We start from the raw sequence: 19,363 nt of genomic DNA, 5'->3' as shown, positions 1-19,363 counted from the left end.
ATGAAAAAACTCTCCATAATTTCCCTTGGTATTTTAGCATCCGTGCAATTCGTAAATGCACAAGTCATTTCTTCAAAAAAGTGGTCGGATATATTTTCTTATAATAATGTTATCTCCATGAAGGAGGATAATGGAAAAATAATTGCAGCAGCAGAAAACGGACTTTTCTATTATACCATTTCCACAGGTGAAATTACGAAGTTATCCAAAGCAAATGGCCTTCACGAGGTCGGTATATCTGCCTTTGACTATAATCCTCAAAATAAAATAGGGCTTATTGGTTATCAAAATGGTTCTTTGGATATTGTAACTCCTGATGGGGTTACTTATGTTGTTGATATTCCTATTGCTACAGGATATAATGGAAGTAAAAAAATAAATCATATCTCAATTACAGGAACAAAAGCCGTTATTTCTGTAGGATATGGCGTTTCTATTTTTGATCTGAAGAAAAAAGAGTTTAATGATTCTGCTTTTTTTCTTGTAGGGGGTAGTTACCAAGCCAGTAACGAAGCTACACTTGTGGATAACAAAGTTTATTCGGTTACCAATACAGGTTTAAAAAGCCACGAGATTAATACTACCTTCCCTGTGTATTCTACATGGACCACTGAAATGCCTGGTACATTTACCCAGATTGATTCAGAACCTGTTCTTAGTTTTTCTTCAGAAAATACCGCTTACATTTATAACAATGGGGTATCGACTCCTATTTCACAGACTTTTGGTAAGGTTCAGGATGTGGTTGTAAGCGCTAATAATATTATTGTCACAGATGGGAGTAGAATTTATACTTTTAACACGAATGGAACCTATGCCGGTACTGCAAGTGTTGGAGAAGAATGCAATACAGCAATAAAAGTAGGTTCAAAGATATATGGTGGAACTATTGTTTCGGGAATTAAAGATGAAACCAGTAAATCATTTAAGCCAGATGGACCTTATTTCAACAATGCTTACAAGCTAAGTTTATATGGTGAAAATCAGCTTCTAATATCTTCTGGTGGTAGAGAATCGAGATTCAATACCCCATTATCAAATCCAAAAAATCCAGGTTTTTATTATTTCAATGGACTGCAATGGATCTACCCATCCTATTTTATAGGCAATAGCCAAGCATTCAATATTTTAGATGTGATCGCCAACCCAAGTAATCTTGATGAAGTATACGCGACTAATTATACTTTCGGCGGACAGGGTGTTTACAAACTGAAATACAATTCCGCAAATAAAGATTTCGATTTTGTAAAATTTTATGATTTATCACCACCTAATATGTACGCAAGACGCCCGGTGGGATTAACTTATGACGATCAGAACAACCTGTTTGCTACGGTGTCATTTATGGAAACCGGTTCTATTGCCCTAGCTCCTTATGATAAATCAACAGACAATTTTATCGTAAAAGATCTGGGAGTTCTAAGTATTGGAATCCAAAAAGCTTTATACTATGAAAACTTATTATGGATCCCCATGCCAAGAACCAATAACTTCATGGTATATGATTATAAAAAAACACCAACCAACGTATCAGATGATACTTCTTATGTTTTAAATCAATCCAATGGATTTGCTACTAATTCGGCAGGAACATTGTCAGTTGCGATAGACAAAGCCGGAGATGCGTGGATCGGTACAGATTCGGGTTTACGAATTTTATCCAATGCAGCCTCTGCAATTAAAGAGCCTAACGTCAGTGTAAAGCCTATTATTATTGAACAGAATAATCTTGGAGAAGAGCTTTTCCGGGATTCTCAAATTTTACAGATAGAAGTAGATGCAGGAGATTATAAATGGATCTCGGTAGATGGAGGGGGTGTTTATTATATGTCTTCAGACGGACAACGGACCATAAAACATTTCACAAAAGAAAACTCACCATTACCTACCAATAGCATCACTGATATTAAAGTAGACAGAAAGACAGGAAAAGTATATTTTGTTTCCTACAGCGGAATTGTAACCTATCAGGGAGATATCGCTGATGTAACTTCTAATTTTGGAAACGTTCTTGTGTATCCAAACCCTGTGGTATACTCTAATTTCAAAGGAAAAGTTACGATTAAGGGCTTGGCTGAAAAGACCAACATAAGAATTACTGATGCCGCAGGAAATGTCATTCATTCAGCAGTGGCCAGAGGGGGATACTATGAGTGGGATCTGAATAATCAGCGAGGTAGTAGAGTTGCTTCAGGGATCTATTTTGTATTAATGACCAATGAAGATGGTTCTGATAAGGCTACCGCTAAAATAGCCGTAGTTAATTAATGAATTCACAAAAGGGATTTTTACTTTCGTTTATTAAATATGGTGAGAACGATGCAGTTTTGCATTGTTTTACAGAAGAGGATGGTTTTCAGACTTATTTTCTAAAAGGAATTTACTCCAAAAGAAATAAGAAGAAAGCATTACTACTGCCTTTAAATCAACTTATATTTTCCATTAGCAATGGAAAAAGCAGCGGAATCCAATCTATTGCAAAATTTGAACTGGTAAAAAACAATGACATATATACTGATATCAAAATCAATACGATCATCTTTTTTGTTTCAGATTTTCTCAATCAGATCTTAAGAAATGAACAGAAAAACCCCAGCTTATTTTTAAGCATTGATGAGTTTATTGATAAACTTTCTTTAAAGAACTACCAATCCCATTTTATATTTTTAATTAAGATCTTAAAAATTCAGGGAGTAGCTCCTTTAATTGATGATCATCCCTATTTGGATCCTGAAACAGGAACCTTTTCACCTCAGCAGGTTCATCAGCTATTTAATCATGAAATATCCGGTTTCTGGAAGTCAATTGTCTCTTCAGTGCACCCTTATGAAATAAAGATCCATTCATCTTTAAGAAAAGATTTCCTTGATAGCATCCTCGTGTATTATCATTATCACATTACAGATTTTAAGATCCCTACTTCTTTGGAGGTGATTCAGCAGATATTTGAGTAATGGTGAATATGTGAAAACGTAAAACTGCTGAATTGCAAAATCGCTTACTTCCCGTTTTTCATTTACAATATTTGCCATTTTGCTTTTTTGCCTTTTCGCTAATATCTCCACTGTTCAAATCAAAAGTCCTTTTTAGTAAGGTATTTTATTTTGGGGCATCTTCAGGCATTTCCGTTTGAGATTCGGCGATTTCTTTTTTAGGGAATTTAGGTTGGAGAATTTTTGATATGAGCCCGGTCCAGCCCGTTTGGTGTGAGGCTCCAACTCCACGTCCGCTATCACCATGGAAGTACTCATAGAATAAGATGTAATCCTTAAAATCAGGATCTGTTTGAAACCTCGGGTATTGAGAGTTCACAGGTCGGTTCCCTTTTTCATCTTTTAAAAATATTTTTGATAGTCTTTTACTTAAAGCATCGGCAATTTGTTCGAGATTAGAGTAATTCCCACTTCCTGTAGGATATTCGACCATAAAATCGGGACTATAGTAAAAGAAAAAACTCTGGAGACTTTCAATAATTAAAAAATTAATCGGAAACCAGATAGGGCCTCTCCAATTGCTGTTTCCACCGAAAAGCCCACTATCACTTTCAGCAGGGGTGTATTTTACTGAGTAATCAATACCATTGAGATTAATAGCATAGGGATCTTTCTCATATACTTTAGATAATGCACGGACTCCATATTCACTTAGAAATTCATTAGGATCCAGCATCCTGTTGAGTAATCTTTTTAACCGGTGTCCCCTTAAGAGAGAAAGTAAATGTTTGGAATCCTGTCCTTTTATTTCCCAATGGGAAACCAGTGCTGCCAATTCCGGTTTATGCTCCAGCACCCAATGCATTCTTTTTTTAAAATTAGGAAGTTTCTCAATGACTTCATCATCTATAACCTCAACGGCAAACATAGGAATAAGCCCAACAATAGTTCTTAATTTCAAATACATATGATTTCCATTAGAAGAGATTGCATCATAAAAGAATTCATCTTCTTCATCCCAAAGCCCAAACTTTTCATCACCCATATTATCCAGTGAGTGTGCAATCGATAGAAAATGCTCAAAAAACTTCATCGCCATTTCTTCATATACCGGATTATACAAAGCCAATTCCAAGGCAATTCTCATCATATTCAACGCAAACATCGCCATCCAGCTCGTTCCATCTGCCTGCTCCAACTGTTCACCATTAGGGAGTGTACTGTTTCTATCGAAAACTCCAATATTATCAAGTCCCAGAAACCCACCTTCAAAAATGTTATTCCCGTTCTTATCCTTTTTATTGACCCACCAGGTAAAATTCATCAATAATTTCTGAAAAGCACTTTCCAAAAATTGCAGGTCCGGCTTATCTTTAAGGTACTCATCAATTTTAAAGACCTTAAAAGTAGCCCATGCATGTACCGGTGGATTTACATCACTAAAGTCCCATTCATAAGCAGGAAGCTGTCCGTTGGGGTGCATATACCATTCAAAAAGAAAAAGCTTCAACTGGTATTTTGCAAAATCCGGGTCGATCAATGAAAAACTAATCGCATGAAACGCCAGATCCCAGGTAGCATACCACGGATATTCCCACTTATCGGGCATTGAAATGATATGTTCATTATTGAGATGCTTCCAGTCATAGTTTCTTATTTTCCCACGGGATTTAGGTGGTCGGACTTCTCCGGGATCCCCTTTCAGCCATTTTTCGACATTATAATGATAATACATCTTATTCCAAAGCATCCCTGCAAAGGCCTGTCTTTGAATTAGCTTTTCATCATCAGATTGAATCCCCTTTTGGATTTCATGATAAAATTCGTCAGTTTCTTTTTGTCTTTTATTTAGTATTTCTTCAAAATCTTTGAATGGGTCTCCCAGTATTTTATCCGAAATCCGAAATTCAAAGGTTTTTGTTTCTTTAGCTTTAAAATTCTCATCAATATAAAAAGATGCTTTTGTTCCCGTATCATTAGGGTTTATTGCTGACGAATTTTTATTGATAATAAAATCATTGATTCCATCTTTGCAGTATCTGGAGGTATTGGCTGATCGATATAATCTCTCATTATTGGTTTCATTATCACAAAACAGTGTTTTTACAGACTGCTTCGAATAGACATTTTTAATATCAAGATCTTTATGATTAACTTTAATAGAGGTTGCTTCTTCCGAGCTTAGCTGCGGTTTATATTCATCATATCCCCAATTCCATGTATTTCTGAACCAAAGCGTAGGTAAAATGATAATCGGAGCTTCCTTTTCAGATTTATTCGTGATTGTCAATTTTACTAGAATATCCTGCTGGCTTTCTTTGGCATATTCAATAAAAATATCAAAATATTCATTCTGGTCAAAAATACCGGTATCAATTAATTCGTATTCAGCCTCATTCTTACTTCTTTCAGCATTGGTCTTCAATAGATCTTCGTAAGGAAAAGCATTTTGAGGATACTTATAAAGCATCTTCATATAAGAGTGCGTAGGGGTAGAATCGAGGTAATAAAAATATTCTTTAACATCTTCACCATGATTTCCCTGCCCATTTGAAAGGCCAAAGAAACGTTCTTTCACCATCTTATCTTTTTTATTCCAGAATCCTACTGAAAATACCAGCTTTTGCCAATCGTCACAGATGCCACAAATTCCTTCTTCTCCCCAACGGTAAGTCTTCGCCTCAGCAATATCATGATTGGTATAATTCCAGGCATCTCCATTTGCACTGTAATCTTCACGTACCAGTCCCCACTCCCTATTGCTTACATAAGGTCCCCATTTCTTCCATGTTACATCTGAAAGTCTTTGTTTCTCAATCATAGATGATAAGTTTTGAATAATAAATAATGGGGCAATTATCCGCCCGTAGAAAAGCTCTCGAAAGTAGTCATTCCGCCATCCACGAAAACACTAGTTCCCGTAATATAATCAGCCAGGTCACTTGCTAAAAATGCCGCCAGATTTCCGATATCTTCCGGTTGTCCGATTCGGTTGTAAGGGATAAGGTTAAGAAGGCTGTTTAATGCCTCAGGAGTACTCCAGGCATCTTTATTAATAGGAGTTTGAATTGCACCCGGACAAATAGAATTAACCCGGATCTTATCTGCTCCATGTTCCTGAGCTAATGTTTGCATTAGCATTCTGATTGCACCTTTACTGGATGCGTAGTTCGCATGTCCAGCCCAGGGAATAATTTCATGAACGGAACTGATATGGATGATCTTTCCACAAGCTTTTGATCGGGAAAGATCTATTCCACGGCGTAAAAATTCTTTAATAGCTTCGCGGGCACAAAGAAATTGTCCCGTTAAATTGACCCCGATCACGGCATTCCACTGATCAATAGTCATTTCTGTAAACTTAGAATCTTTCTGGATACCCGCGTTATTAATAAGGATATCTACAGTTCCAAATTGCGAAACAACATCCTGAAACATGGCTACCACCTGATCTTCTTTCGAAACATCACATTGATAGGTGATCCCTGAACCTCCGGTGTCTGTAATTTCTTTCAAGACTGCCTTTGCTTCATCTGTAGATCTTTCCGAAGAGTGGTTGACTATTATTGTAGCTCCTGCAGAGGCAAGAGATTTAGCGATTCCGGTTCCAATTCCACTTGATGCTCCCGTAACGACAGCCACCTGATTACGAAGTGATATTTCCATACTTATTATTTGATGTTACTCAAAGTTAGTGGAAAGAATCAGGCTAATGAAGAGATTTTATTTTAAATTTTTCTTAAAGTTTTTTATACATCAGAAGTTGTGGTCCGCTTCGCCCTATTCTCGTTTTACCCTCATAGATGTATCCGACTTTTATATACAGTTCATAAGCGGAGATATTGTTCTGATTAACTGCCAAAACAATTTCGTCACAGTTTTCAAAATGAGTTCTTACAAAATCATCCACCTGAATCATCGCAGCTTTACCGACTCCTTTCCCCTGAAACTGAGGATTGATAGATAATGACCTCAACAAAACAGAATTAGGATTATCCGTTAATTCAAATTTATCATCTCCAAAATCCAAAGCAAAATAACCTGCCGGGTTCTGATCTTCAAAAATAGTAACCGAAAAACCTTTTCCATCATTCCGTTCTTTGATCCTCTCTATTGCAAATTCAACTGTTGATGTGTATTGAGACTGTACCTCATCTAAGGTATAACTTAACCCGGAAAAATCTTCAGGTTTGTAAAAATGCAGACTGATCATATTTTAATGATGATAAATATCGTTATACATAACACCTGCACGGATTTCTACTGGAAGTTTATTTTCTTCAGGAACGATCGGGCAGTTATAATCATAGGCATTATATGCGCAATAAGGTTGGTATGACTGATTGAAGTCCAGAATAATTGTATTTCCTTTTGGGATTTTGAGATCCATGTACTTTCCGCCACCGTAGGTTTCCTTTTCATTTGTTGCATCCCGGAATGGAAGGAAAAGATAGTCTTTGTATTTCTCCAGCTTTATTAAATCAAGACTTTGGTACAATGTCAGGGAATACGACTTACCATCTAATTCAAAAGTAGCTTTTCCATATTCTTTGTATTGTTTTGTTTTACCAGATGAAGTAGGAATTTCAAAAGGTTCTGCATTTTCCGTTTTCACAAACTTTGCAGTCACTCTGTATTTTAAATCAATCGGAAAGAAAGGATGTTTCTCGAAATTCTTAAAGTTATCCCCTCTTAAAGGAGTTTCTTTAGGATTTAAGTATTCTGCATTAAGGTCTTTCTGAAATTTTTCTATTTCTGCGGTCTCTTTGACAACTGTTTTTTGAGAAAAGGCAAATAAAGGAAGAAGCAAGAATAACAAAAAGTATCTTTTCATAAAATTCGTTTATTAAAGGTTAAAATTACAATAAAAAGTCGCACTTACTTTAATTAAAAATTATATTTTTTTGTGTTTTTCTAGCATAGTTTTTGGAAAATAATGGACATGGATAGAAAAGAGTTTATCAGAGCTGGTATTCTTGGAGTATCAGGTTTTTATTTTTTAGGTACGGATCTTTTATATGGTTCTAAATCGGAAATAACCTTGGAAAAAGAAATCATTGAAGCACCCATCATTATTATAGGTTCGGGATATGGAGGTGCTGTAGCAGCTTTACGTTTATGTGAGGCTGGAAAGAAAGTATTGATTCTTGAGATGGGTCTTAATTGGGAAAAGTCAGGAATCCCATTTTCCAATTTATTAAAACCTGGCAAAAGCGCTGCTTGGCTAAAAAAGAAAACCATAGCTCCCTTCATGAATCTTTTCTCTTTAACACCTTTTACAGGAGCCTTGGATCGGCTGGATTTTGAACACATTAATATCTGGGTAGGAAGAGGTGTTGGCGGCGGATCTATCGTTAATGGCGGAATGGCCGTAACACCTAAGGAAAGTTATTTTAAAGAAGTTTTTCCGCAACTCGATACCGATAAATTTTATAATTACTATTTTCCTCTGGCTCGAAAAGAATTGAAGGTGAATGTGATCGATGAACAGTTTTTAAATACTTGTCCCTATTATAAATTTACAAGAGTAGGTGAAGAAGAGGCTCATAAAGCCGGTTTTAAAACCATCAGGGTTCCGAATGTATATGATTTCAAATACATGGAAAAGGAATTTAAAAATGAGGTTCCGAGATCAGCTCTTAATACGGAGGTTATTTACGGAAATAACCATGGTAAAAATAGCTTGGACAAAACCTATCTAAAAAAAGCATCAGATACTGGAAACCTCGAAATTCTTGATCTGCATTCCGTCGATTCTATCAGATTAAATGAGGACAAAACTTATACATTGGAAGTCCACCAGATTAATACTTTAGGAGAGGTTGTAAAAGACAAAACTTTCCAATGCAAAAAGCTGATATTATCCGCAGGAACTATGGGAAGTTTAGAGCTTCTTATGAAATCCAATATTAAAAATCAGCTTCCGCTTAATGACAATGTAGGAGAAAATTGGGGCAATAATGGAAATTTTATGACCGGTAGAAATTGGGTAAGACCATTATCCGGTGGTACAGGAGTTCAGCAATCCACAATTCCTGTGGGTGGAGTTGATAATTGGGATGATCAAGAACATCCTTTTTTCACTGAGATTGCACCATTGCCAATGGGAATGGACGTAGCCACCGCATTATATTTACTAATCAACAGAGTAGATAAAAAAGGAAAGGTTTCTTACGATCCTGTTACTAAAAAACTGGTTATTGACTGGAACGAAAGTCACACCGAAAAGATGAAGGCCAATGCGGACTACTTTATCAAAAAAATGAACAGAGCCAATGGAGGAACGAGAAGTCATTTCCTTTTTAAAAATGGTTTTGGTCCTAATATATGTTATCATCCTTTGGGAGGCTGCGTATTAGGTGAGGCGACCAATCAATATGGTAAATTAAAGGATCACGAAAACCTTTTTGTTCTGGATGGATCTTTAATTCCTGGAACTATTGGAGTCAATCCTTTTGTAACGATTGTTGCGATTACTGAATATTGTATAGAAAATTTAATCCGGCAGAATGAGTTTGCTTAATTATTGAGCCTTGATTTCATTAAGGTATTTTCTTACCCTATTTTCAAGTTCCTGAGGATATATTGAATTAATTTTCTTAGCCAGATCAACTCCTATTTCATGAAACAGATCTGCATAGGCAAATAAGGCTTGCCAATTCTCTTCGATGCTGCTTCCGGAAAAGGTAGCTTCCAGCTTCTCCCAAAGTTCAGGAGAAAGATATTTTTTAAAGAGTCTTCCGTGTTTGTTGGTCGTGATATCCTTCCAATCATTTTCACTGGCGATATACCACTCTATCAAAGGAACCAGATAATCTGTTCTGATAACATCTTCAGTCATAAATTTAGCGTAAAAAATTTCATCACGCTTAAGACATTTCGCTACGTAAGTAGTATCCCACCAGAAATCATTGATCAACTGCTGAAATCTCTCAGGCGTAGGCTTCTGAATCATGATAGACTGATAACTTGGGGCTTTTAAAACCTTTGTCAATCCATCTTTATCAATCAAAACTTTATAACCGACATCCCAATCTTCCGGAAGCTCTTCTTGCTGAACTTCTTTTATAAATTCAGATTTCTGGTAGAGTTTGAAGTCCACTTTTACATGATCCTCATACAATACCATTTTCATGGCGTGCTTCCCATCAAAAAAAGTATCATCTTCTTCAACCATAGAAATAGGTGTTCCAAAAAGCTCTACCCATTTTTTATCTGATTCATAAGATTTCATATTTTCAAAAACGAACTCAACATCCAGATCACTGAAGTCATCTACCGGAGCATAAGGATTCACTAAAGAACTGGTCAGTAAAACCACGCGGATATCCGGGTTATTTTCTGCCCAATTAACAATCTGTTGCAGTTTTTCTTCTCTCATTTTCATTTAGTAAGATTCTGAAATTTTTACCCGGTATACATCCATAGAATTTCTTTTAATAGACTCTACAAAAAATCCACCTTCTTCAGGAATGACTTCCTTAAGATCAAAACTTTTACAGCCTTTCGGCAATCCTGAAAATATTAACGTAAACCAAAAATCCTGCATAAAAGGCACCGGCGTCCAATCCGGAAATATGGTAATATTCTCTGCATGGATCAACTTACTTTGATGCTCTGAACTATTATCAAAAAGATAAGTGGTATTCCAGATCCTGATCAGATTCCCTAAAAAGGGCGATGCAGGAAAACAACAATGTACAATAACCTGCTTCTCCTCTTCCACTTTCGTTTTAAGAGATGCCAGAAGTTCTTTAGCAATAATAGGCTTTATAACAATTTCTTCCACGGTTCTTTATAGATAATGAGTAATGAATATCCTGCAAATTTATTCAAATTTCATTTGATACGGATATTTTGAATGGATTATGATTGTGTTAAGGATTTCGTACATCAAAATATAAAAGCCAACTGATATCAGATGGCTTTTATATCGTTTTTATTATAGCCCAAAGTTTGCAGAGCTATATGATCTTTTTATCTGAACTAATACTCCAACTCCAGTTTCTCCTTCGTATAATTTCTCAACTTTTCCGTAAGTTCCGGATGATCTGCTAGTTTTTGTCCGTAAGAAGGAATCATTTCCAGTAATTTGTCTTTCCACTCTCCATGAAGTTTCTCTCCAAAACATTTTTCAAGAACATTCAACATAGCATAAGCTGCAGTTGAAGCACCTGGCGAAGCTCCTAATAAAGAAGCGATTGTTCCGCTTTTGTTAACCACTACTTCAGTTCCGAATTCCAGTTTTCCTCCTTCTTTCTCATCTTTTTTTATCACCTGAACCCTTTGTCCTGCTACTTTCAATTCCCAGTCTGCTTCATTGGCATCTTTAACAAATTCTCTTAAGTGCTGCATTCTTTGAGCCTTGGTCATTGCCACCTGTTGAATCAGGTATTTCGTTAAAGGAATATTGTGCCACCAGGCACCAAATAGAGACCTGATATTTTTGGTATTCACACTTTCAGGAAGATCGAGATAACTTCCTTCTTTCAAAAATTTAGTTGAGAAACCTGCAAAAGGACCAAAAAGAAGTGCTTTTTTTCCATCAATAATTCTCAGATCCAAATGAGGAACAGACATTGGTGGTGCATCCACGGTTGCCTGCGTGTACACTTTTGCCTGATGTTTTTCTACCAATTCAGGATTGTGCGTTACCAGCCATTCACCTGAAACAGGGAACCCTCCATAACCTGCACTTTCTTTAATATCTGAACTATCCAGCAATGGAAGCGCATAACCACCGGCACCGATGAATACAAAATCGGCAACTACTTCCTGTTTGTGACTGTGAATTCTATCTTTTACTTTCATTTCCCATTGTCCGTTTTCCCGCGGATCAATATCTTTTACCTCATGGTACAGAAACACCTCAACATTAGAATCTTCCAAAAGATGTCTTCCCATTTTCCTTGTCAGGCTTCCAAAATTCACATCTGTTCCCAGATCCATTTTGGTGGCTGCCATTACCTCAGACTGATTTCTTTTACTCATTATCAATGGAATCCATTCTTTCAACTTTTCATGATCTGTTGAAAATTCCATTCCGGAGAACAGTACCGAGTTTATCATAGCATCATGCCGTTTTCTAAGATATTCAGCATCTTTATCACCAAATACCAGACTCATATGAGGACATGAATTGATAAAATCTTTAGGATCTTTTATATAGCCTTTCTGGAGCAGATAAGACCAAAACTGTTTAGAAATTTCAAATTGTTCTGCAATACTTTCCGCTTTGGAAATATCGATCGTTCCATCTTCTTTTTCCGGAGTATAATTCAATTCACAAAAAGCCGAATGTCCAGTTCCTGCATTGTTCCAGGCTGCTGTACTTTCTTTAGCAAACCGGCCAAGCCTTTCGAAAATGGCGATCTCAAGATTGGGATCAAATTCATGAAGTAATGTGGCTAAAGTGGCACTCATGATACCACCTCCTATGAGAACAACGTCATATTTTGGTTTTGGTGTTCTGCTTGTAAGTGAATGTGACATAAACATTAAATTTAATACTAATTTCGTGAAAAGTTTTTACAACAGAAATGGGTTTAGGTATTTTAACATAAAGTTAATTGAGTATATTTTAATCCAAATCTGCATTAGAAAAAGAGGGAATTTGAGATTGTATTTTATCCGAAATTTAAATTTATTCACCAATATCATGAAATGATGCATAAATTTCATCTTTATCTATAAATCTATTTTTAAATCCCCAAAGTTTTAACCAATTCCCTTGCTGCTGCACTTCCTGCTCTGTTTGCTCCAATGGTAGACGCTGAGGGGCCATACCCTACCAAATGAATTCTCGGTTCTTTTGAAACTTCGGTCGCCAATCTTCCGGACATGATGATACCACCACCTTCTTCTTTAGGTAAAACAGCATCTAAATGGGACAGAGACCATCGGAAGCCCGTATTCCAAAGAATGACATCGGCTTTTTCTTCCTTTCCATCTTCCCATTTAATACCCTCTTTGGTAATTTCACTAAACATGGGGAATCTTTTAAGTACTCCTCTTTTTTCCATATCTTTAATTTCAGCAGTAACAGGCAATCCAGTTACTGAAACGACAGACATCGGTAATAATCCATTTCTCACTCGTTTCTCAACCATAGCGACCGCTAAACTTCCCGCCATATCATCAAACGGTCCCTCCCGGAATTCCGGTGGTCTCCGTGTAACCCAGGTAGTAGTGGTTATTTTTGAAATTTGATCAAGCATTTGAATTGCAGAAATACCTCCACCAACAATGATTACATGCTTTCCTTTGAAATATTCAGCATTTTTAAAATCCCGGGTATGCAATTGTTCGCCCTGAAAAAGCTTAGCTCCCGGATATTCCGGAATGTAAGGATTCTCCCAAGTTCCCGTGGCATTAATTATTCCTAATGCAGAAAATGCAACCGAAGAAGTATCAATATAGAATCTGTCTCCATTCAAGGTGACTTTCTCAACTTTAACCGGTCGATAGACCTGTAACCCAAATTCTTTCTCGTACAAATCATAATAATGTGGAACTGCAACATTGGCCCGAACTTCAGTTTCATCTCCCTGAACCGTTTCTTCAAAAGACATTCCCGGCAAATCATGAATTCGATTTACTGTCCCCAGAGTCAATGAGTCCCAGCGGGATTGCCAGGCACCACCTGGAGAAGGCGCTTCATCTAAAATAATAAAATCCTTTCCGATTTCCAATCCCATTTTTTTGAGATGATATGCAGTAGAAAGTCCGGCTTGCCCTGCTCCAATAATTGCAATTTTTGTTTTATACCAAATTTTTCCTGCCATTTTCCCTTTTTTAACGCCAGCCCAACTCAGGAGCAATATATTTCAAAATAGATTCCAGTACGTGTACATTGTAATCAACGCCTAAAGTATTAGGAATTGTCAACAATACCGTATCTGCCTCCTGAATAGCTTCGTCCTGTGCCAATTCTTTAATAAGCTGTTCCGGTTCTGCAGCATAACTTCTTCCGAAAATAGCTCGTTGATTCCCTTCTAAAACACCTATTTGATCCGTTCTACCGGCTTCCTGTCCAAAATAATATCTGTCCTGGTCATTGACTATGGCGAAAATGGATCTGCTCACAGAAACTCTTGGCTCACGGGTATGTCCCGCTTTTTTATAAGCTTCTCTGTATAAACGGATTTGTTCAGCTTGCTGAATATGAAAAGGCTTTCCGCTTTCGTCAAATTTCAAAGTGGAACTCTGCAAATTCATCCCAATTTCTCCTGCCCAGACAGCGGTTGCATCCGAGGCAGATCCCCACCAAATGCGGTCGCGTAGCCCTTCAGAATGTGGTTCTATCCGTAATAAGCCAGGTGGATTGGGAAACATCGGATTGGGATTTGGTCGCGCAAACCCCTCTCCTTTTAACAAGTCAAAAAACTCAAGGCCCTTATGACGTCCCATATCTATATCCGTTTGACCTTCTTCCAAATCATATCCAAAATACCGCCAGCCATCAATAACCTGCTCTGGTGAACCTCTGCTAATTCCTAATTGTAACCGACCTCCCGAAATCAAATCTGCAGCGCCAGCATCTTCTACCATATACAAAGGGTTTTCATAACGCATATCGATTACCCCTGTTCCTATTTCAATTTTTTGGGTTTTGGCACCAATAGCTGCCAATAAAGGAAATGGTGAAGCCAACTGGTTAGCAAAATGATGTACCCGAAAGTATGCTCCGTCAATCCCTATTTCTTCAGCAGCTACTGCTAAATCTATAGATTGCAGCAAAGTATCACCTGCTGTTTTATTGTCGTACGAAGGGTGGTTTCCCCAATGTCCGAATGATAAAAATCCTATCTTTTTCATGTATCTAATTTACAAAATGTAATCCCTAGAAATAATATCATATGGTAAGTTTGAAATAAAACTGATAATACTTAACTCCAAATAAATATGGATTACAAAAGCAGGTAATATCTAAATAAAAAGCATCAGCAAATTTGCTGATGCCTATATTTTTGTCGAGAATTTTCAGATCCTCTTAGTTTAATTTCGTCGTCAATTTTTTGAATTGTTTCTCTGCATTTTTCCCTTCATATAAAATTCCGTAGATGGTATCTACAATAGGTAATTTCAGTTTCTTTTGCTTGGCTGTTTTATAAATGGAATCAGCAGCATAATATCCTTCTGCAACCATATTCATGGATTGTATAGCTGATTTCACCGTATATCCCTTTCCAATAAGATTTCCTAAACTTCTGTTTCTTGAGAACAGGGAATATGCGGTTACAAGTAGATCTCCTAAATAAGCACTTTCATTCACGTCTCTTGGTGCTTCATAGATAGCTTCCAGAAATGTTTCCATTTCACGGATCGCATTCGATACAAAAACAGCAGTGAAATTATCTCCATAGCCTAATCCACTTGCAATTCCAGCTCCAATAGCAAAAATATTTTTAAGGATCGCACTGTATTCATTTCCTAAAATATCCTTACTGGAATGCATTTTAATGAAATCGGAATTAAAAATACCCAGCAATTTTTCAGAAACCTCGTCCTCCACTGTAGCTACAGTAAGGTAAGAAAGTCTTTCCATTGCGACTTCTTCCGCATGACAAGGTCCTGCAATAACCGCCTGATTTCTAAAACCAATCTGAAACTCATCTCTGAGATAATGCGCTACTACATCATTCACTTTAGGAATGATCCCTTTAATTGCAGAAACAAAGATCTTATCTTTATATTCACAATTCATCTTTTCCAGCGTATCTGAAAGGTAAATGGAAGGAGTTGCCAATACCACAACATCACAGGCAGAAACCAATTCATTAATATCTGTCGTTAGTTTTAAATTTTTAAGATTAAAATTAACCGCTGTTAAATATGTAGGATTATGTCCCCGAAGCTCAATAGCTCCTTTTACAAACTCACTTCTTACACACCAGTGCACCACTTTACAGTTTTCAACAAGCATTTTTACAATTGCAGTTGCAAAACTTCCACTCCCTACAACCCCTACGGAAACTTCATTTTTATCCTTTTTCGGATTCGAAGATTCTGAAATTGTTTTCTTTTTCGCCATAATTCAAATGTGAATTGCAAATATATTAAAACAAAGAATTAACATCACTTTTGTAAGAACGATAAAAGTCAATTTTTTGAAAAAATTAACACTTCAATACAATTAAATATCAAGATCAACGTTTATTAATGATATAAATAAATTTTAATTAAAAAATAATCCTAAAACTTATTTTTAATTAAATTTGCAATCTTTAAACCGTTTTTTAATACTAAGTGAAAGAAATATGAAGAAATTTCTAAGCCGCAAAAAGAACGTAAACATTCTCCTGGGAGGACTTTTACTAGTAGTTTTTGCACAAGGAATTTTCATAGCCAAATTATCTTCTGAAAAGGATGATAAAACCTATGAAGTCAACCTTGTAAAAATAAACACTGAAAAAGACAGTGTAGATTACTTAAAAATGAAAACAGATCTCACTTTAGTGGATGAGACTGTAGCACAGCTTAACTCTTTTTTAAAATCAAAAGATGTCCCAAGTGAAAAGCTGATGTTTCTAAGCAAAGACAGTATTTCAAACTCTGTCTACCTGGCAAAACAAGCCAACCGATACAGCCAATATTTAATGGATTTACAAAAGAAACTGATGCAGGTTCCATTAGGGATGCCTACTGATGGTTATATTTCCTCGAACTTCGGGGTCAGAAAAAATCCTATTCCGTTTAAAACCGTATATGCCTCGGTAGGAACAAGCGTGGCTTCTGATTCTAAGCCAACAGTGGCAGCTGCTTCAAAACCTGAAGTAAAAGCTGAACCTGTAGAAAAAACCATTGAACTGACAGACAGCTATGGAAATAAAAGAGAAGTAAAAGTGATGGTAACACCAAAAGCAACGAGCACGGCATCCGCTTCCACTCCTGCTTCGACAAAATCGGTTGCAGCTACTTCTTCATCTTCTAAAATTACTTCAACAGAAAAAAATAATCCTCCTGCAGAAGCTGATCAGATGCAGTTCCATAAAGGATTGGATATTGCGGTTGCTTATGGATCTGATGTAAGAGCCTCTGCGGCGGGAACCATCATTTTTTCAGGACAAAAGGGAGGATATGGAAACTGCGTAATTGTCTCCCATGGAAATGGTTTAGCAACCTTATATGGTCATTTATCTGATCTGATTGCAAAAGTAAATCAAAAGGTAAAAGTAGGACAGGTCATTGCCAAGTCCGGAAACTCAGGACGCTCTACGGGTCCACACCTTCACTATGAAGTACACAAAAACAATACGCCGGTTAATCCGAAATTGTTTATGAATCTATAATAAAAAACGGCTGCCAAAAGGCAGCCGTTTTTTTGTTTTCTTGTAAAGCCTATTACATTAAAAATTAATAAGAGAGTTGCTAAATCTGCGAGAAATTTATTTACACAAAGATTTTATTTTCTGTCATTTCAATTTTAAGCAGGCAAAGAGGAAATCAACTTGTTGATTTGATTAAGCTGCTGATTGGTTTGCCTCGTTAAACAACTAAAAATAGTGGCTGCCATCTGGCAGCCACTATTTTTAGGCCTTTTTTTAATTTATATCTATTTTAAAATTTTGAATGGAACTTTAAAGTGGCTAAATGAACCATCTTTTGCAGCAATATTCGTATAGATGATATTCTTATTATAATCCTGAACATGGGTTACATTCTCTCCTGTTTTAGGTTCGTGCCAGTAGACCATGAATACATTTTTTGCTACTTCTGTCACAGTATACTGAACAGTATCTGAAATTCCTTTAAGAGTACCTTCTGTTCCGGTAAAAGACATGGTAGTATTATTTTTATAATCCAGAACAAACTTTCCATTTCCAAAATCCACTTCAACTTTTTGTCCTATGGCTGGATATGGTGATTTTAAATCCCACTTCATCTCACCCAAAAATACCTTTACTCCCATTTCCAACTCATCTTTGCCGGGAAGATTCGGATATTGACTGACCATATATTTTACAATTGCATCTGAAGTCTTATTATCAGCAACCGCTTTTTTATAGTTTTCCAGATAGGTTCTAACGAAATCCAGTGACTGCGGTGATAGGTTCAGTTTAGCAAAATGAGAGGGTACTACCTGCTGTGGTTGCAGTGCTTTCATTGCATCAATCTGTCCAATCCATTTGTCAATAGCTTCTTTATTCTGAGTATCTGCCATCCATATATGAGAATCCACTGAAACAGAAATTCCACCAACGATAGTTTTCAATGAAGGAATCCAAAGAAAGCTATGCGCTGAATCATCAGGATTCTGTCTGATCTCGATTTTATTTCCTTCTAAATCCGGGATAGAATTAACCGCTTCCGGTACGAAAACTTCTGAAGGAGCATCAGCTTTCAATTGCGGATTCCAAACTGCTAATTTATCATCTTTTGAAGCAGAGATAAGATAAGCTGTCTGAGCCGTAGAAATAATCTTCACATTAGGAAATGCTTTTTTAATAACATCCAGTCCAAAGTAAAAATCTGGATCACTATGAGAAATAAAGACTGTTTTAAGGTTTTTTCCCGTTGCTTTTATTTCTTTGACCAATTCTTCTGCGTACTGCTTTTGAAACTGTCCATCTACTAGTATTGCATCCTTATCTCCGTAAATCAGAGTTGAAGAAATGGGAAAAATCGCCTTAGTTCCGGGATTATAAACCTTTATCTTAAGATTTCCAGCTAATAGAGTACTTACGAAGGCCAATACAGCAATTAATGATAATAATTTTTTTCTTAACATCATTGTATATTTTAATTAGTATGCCGCTGTAAAACGTTCACGAATATGATTATTTTGCTCTAATTCGTCTACTAAGGCCACCGCCACATCTTCTACAGAAAGAATACTTCTTCCGTTCTCATCAAAAACCGGAGTTTCCAAAGAAGTTCTGTATTTTCCCGTTCTTGTTCCTACATTAGCCTGATTCATTTCAATCGCCGGGCTAAAGAAAGTCCAGTCCAGTGTATTGTTTCCTTTGATCTTATTTAGATAATCTCTGGCTGCTGTTGCTCCGGGTTTATACGCCTCAGGGAAATCAGGAGTATCTACAATTTGTACATGATCCGGAGTATAGAGACTTCCAGCTCCCCCAACTACGATTAATCTTTTAACGCCTGATTTTTCAACCGCCTTTTCAATATTTTCAGACCCAGTCAGAAAATCATTATAAAGATTTGGGTTTGTCCAACCTGCATTATAGGTGCTAATTACTGCATCAGCTCCTTGTAAGCCTTCTGCTAACTGATCTACATTGTTTACATCAATGATTTTTGCTTTTACTTTGTCATTTTGTTCGATTTTAGAGGCATCTCTCACGATAGCTTCTACTTCGTATCCTCTGTTTTCCAATTCTTTCACAACATGTGAACCTACAAATCCTGTTGCACCGATTACTGCTACTTTTTTCATAATATTTATTTTAAATTAAATTGTAATAAAT

At 36.6% G+C, this 19,363-nt stretch carries 16 protein-coding genes; 4 read left to right on the top strand and 12 right to left on the bottom strand.

What is annotated here, in order from left to right:
* Positions 1 to 2,268: a T9SS type A sorting domain-containing protein gene (locus tag CEY12_RS18590; protein WP_089029095.1), complete on the top strand. Its 2,268-nt coding sequence runs from the start codon at positions 1 to 3 to the stop codon at positions 2,266 to 2,268.
* A complete protein-coding gene (gene recO, locus CEY12_RS18585) occupies positions 2,268 to 2,954 on the top strand; it encodes a DNA repair protein RecO (RefSeq protein ID WP_089029094.1) in 687 nt (228 codons plus the stop codon). The genes CEY12_RS18590 and recO overlap by 1 nt, the downstream gene beginning before the upstream one ends.
* Before the next feature lie 145 nt (positions 2,955 to 3,099).
* Here the strand turns inward: recO and CEY12_RS18580 are convergent, their stop codons facing one another.
* From CEY12_RS18580 to CEY12_RS18565, 4 genes are all read right to left on the bottom strand, one after another.
* On the bottom strand, positions 3,100 to 5,754 hold the full coding sequence (locus CEY12_RS18580; RefSeq protein WP_089029093.1) for an MGH1-like glycoside hydrolase domain-containing protein: 2,655 nt from the start codon (positions 5,752 to 5,754) through the stop codon (positions 3,100 to 3,102).
* A gap of 35 nt (positions 5,755 to 5,789) precedes the next feature.
* Positions 5,790 to 6,599, bottom strand: a complete 810-nt coding sequence (locus CEY12_RS18575; protein WP_089029092.1) for a glucose 1-dehydrogenase — start codon at positions 6,597 to 6,599, stop codon at positions 5,790 to 5,792.
* 73 nt (positions 6,600 to 6,672) lie between these two features.
* Positions 6,673 to 7,146: a GNAT family N-acetyltransferase gene (locus tag CEY12_RS18570; RefSeq protein ID WP_089029091.1), complete on the bottom strand. Its 474-nt coding sequence runs from the start codon at positions 7,144 to 7,146 to the stop codon at positions 6,673 to 6,675.
* A 3-nt stretch (positions 7,147 to 7,149) separates the two neighbouring features.
* The gene (locus CEY12_RS18565; protein WP_089029090.1) at positions 7,150 to 7,767 is read right to left on the bottom strand and encodes a DUF1684 domain-containing protein; all 618 of its coding nucleotides are present in this window, start codon (positions 7,765 to 7,767) and stop codon (positions 7,150 to 7,152) included.
* 108 nt (positions 7,768 to 7,875) lie between these two features.
* On the opposite strand from CEY12_RS18565, the gene CEY12_RS18560 reads away from it, so the two are divergent.
* Positions 7,876 to 9,456: a GMC family oxidoreductase N-terminal domain-containing protein gene (locus tag CEY12_RS18560; protein WP_089029925.1), complete on the top strand. Its 1,581-nt coding sequence runs from the start codon at positions 7,876 to 7,878 to the stop codon at positions 9,454 to 9,456.
* On the opposite strand, the gene CEY12_RS18555 is transcribed toward CEY12_RS18560, so the two are convergent.
* The 6 genes from CEY12_RS18555 to CEY12_RS18530 all read right to left on the bottom strand — a co-directional run bounded on the left by CEY12_RS18555 (position 9,457) and on the right by CEY12_RS18530 (position 15,966).
* Positions 9,457 to 10,320 carry an AadS family aminoglycoside 6-adenylyltransferase gene (locus CEY12_RS18555; protein WP_089029089.1) on the bottom strand — a complete coding sequence of 288 codons (864 nt, stop codon included), beginning with the start codon at positions 10,318 to 10,320 and terminating at the stop codon, positions 9,457 to 9,459.
* Entirely contained in the window at positions 10,321 to 10,722 is a 402-nt protein-coding gene (locus CEY12_RS18550; RefSeq protein WP_089029088.1) for a hypothetical protein, read from the bottom strand. It lies immediately after the preceding gene.
* A 197-nt stretch (positions 10,723 to 10,919) separates the two neighbouring features.
* Positions 10,920 to 12,425: a malate dehydrogenase (quinone) gene (gene mqo / locus CEY12_RS18545; protein WP_089029087.1), complete on the bottom strand. Its 1,506-nt coding sequence runs from the start codon at positions 12,423 to 12,425 to the stop codon at positions 10,920 to 10,922.
* A 209-nt stretch (positions 12,426 to 12,634) separates the two neighbouring features.
* The gene (locus tag CEY12_RS18540) at positions 12,635 to 13,717 is read right to left on the bottom strand and encodes an NAD(P)-binding domain-containing protein (RefSeq protein WP_089029086.1); all 1,083 of its coding nucleotides are present in this window, start codon (positions 13,715 to 13,717) and stop codon (positions 12,635 to 12,637) included.
* Positions 13,718 to 13,727: 10 nt separating this feature from the next.
* On the bottom strand, positions 13,728 to 14,750 hold the full coding sequence (locus CEY12_RS18535; RefSeq protein WP_089029085.1) for an LLM class flavin-dependent oxidoreductase: 1,023 nt from the start codon (positions 14,748 to 14,750) through the stop codon (positions 13,728 to 13,730).
* A gap of 175 nt (positions 14,751 to 14,925) precedes the next feature.
* Positions 14,926 to 15,966 carry an NAD(P)H-dependent glycerol-3-phosphate dehydrogenase gene (locus CEY12_RS18530; protein ID WP_089029084.1) on the bottom strand — a complete coding sequence of 347 codons (1,041 nt, stop codon included), beginning with the start codon at positions 15,964 to 15,966 and terminating at the stop codon, positions 14,926 to 14,928.
* Positions 15,967 to 16,192: 226 nt separating this feature from the next.
* Between CEY12_RS18530 and CEY12_RS18525 the strand changes: the two genes are divergently transcribed.
* Entirely contained in the window at positions 16,193 to 17,224 is a 1,032-nt protein-coding gene (locus CEY12_RS18525; protein ID WP_089029083.1) for a M23 family metallopeptidase, read from the top strand.
* 263 nt (positions 17,225 to 17,487) lie between these two features.
* On the opposite strand, the gene CEY12_RS18520 is transcribed toward CEY12_RS18525, so the two are convergent.
* Together CEY12_RS18520 and CEY12_RS18515 are read right to left on the bottom strand one after the other, a co-directional pair.
* A complete protein-coding gene (locus CEY12_RS18520; RefSeq protein ID WP_228409730.1) occupies positions 17,488 to 18,666 on the bottom strand; it encodes an MBL fold metallo-hydrolase in 1,179 nt (392 codons plus the stop codon).
* Positions 18,667 to 18,678: 12 nt separating this feature from the next.
* Positions 18,679 to 19,332, bottom strand: coding sequence for an NAD(P)-dependent oxidoreductase (locus tag CEY12_RS18515; RefSeq protein ID WP_089029081.1), 654 nt, complete (start codon positions 19,330 to 19,332; stop codon positions 18,679 to 18,681).
* Positions 19,333 to 19,363 lie beyond the last annotated feature (31 nt).

Source organism: Chryseobacterium sp. T16E-39, assembly GCF_002216065.1.
In the GTDB taxonomy this organism is placed as follows: Bacteria; Bacteroidota; Bacteroidia; order Flavobacteriales; family Weeksellaceae; genus Chryseobacterium.
The sequence above is the reverse complement of the archived record's forward strand: the minus strand, read 5'-3'. Positions and strand labels throughout refer to the sequence as shown.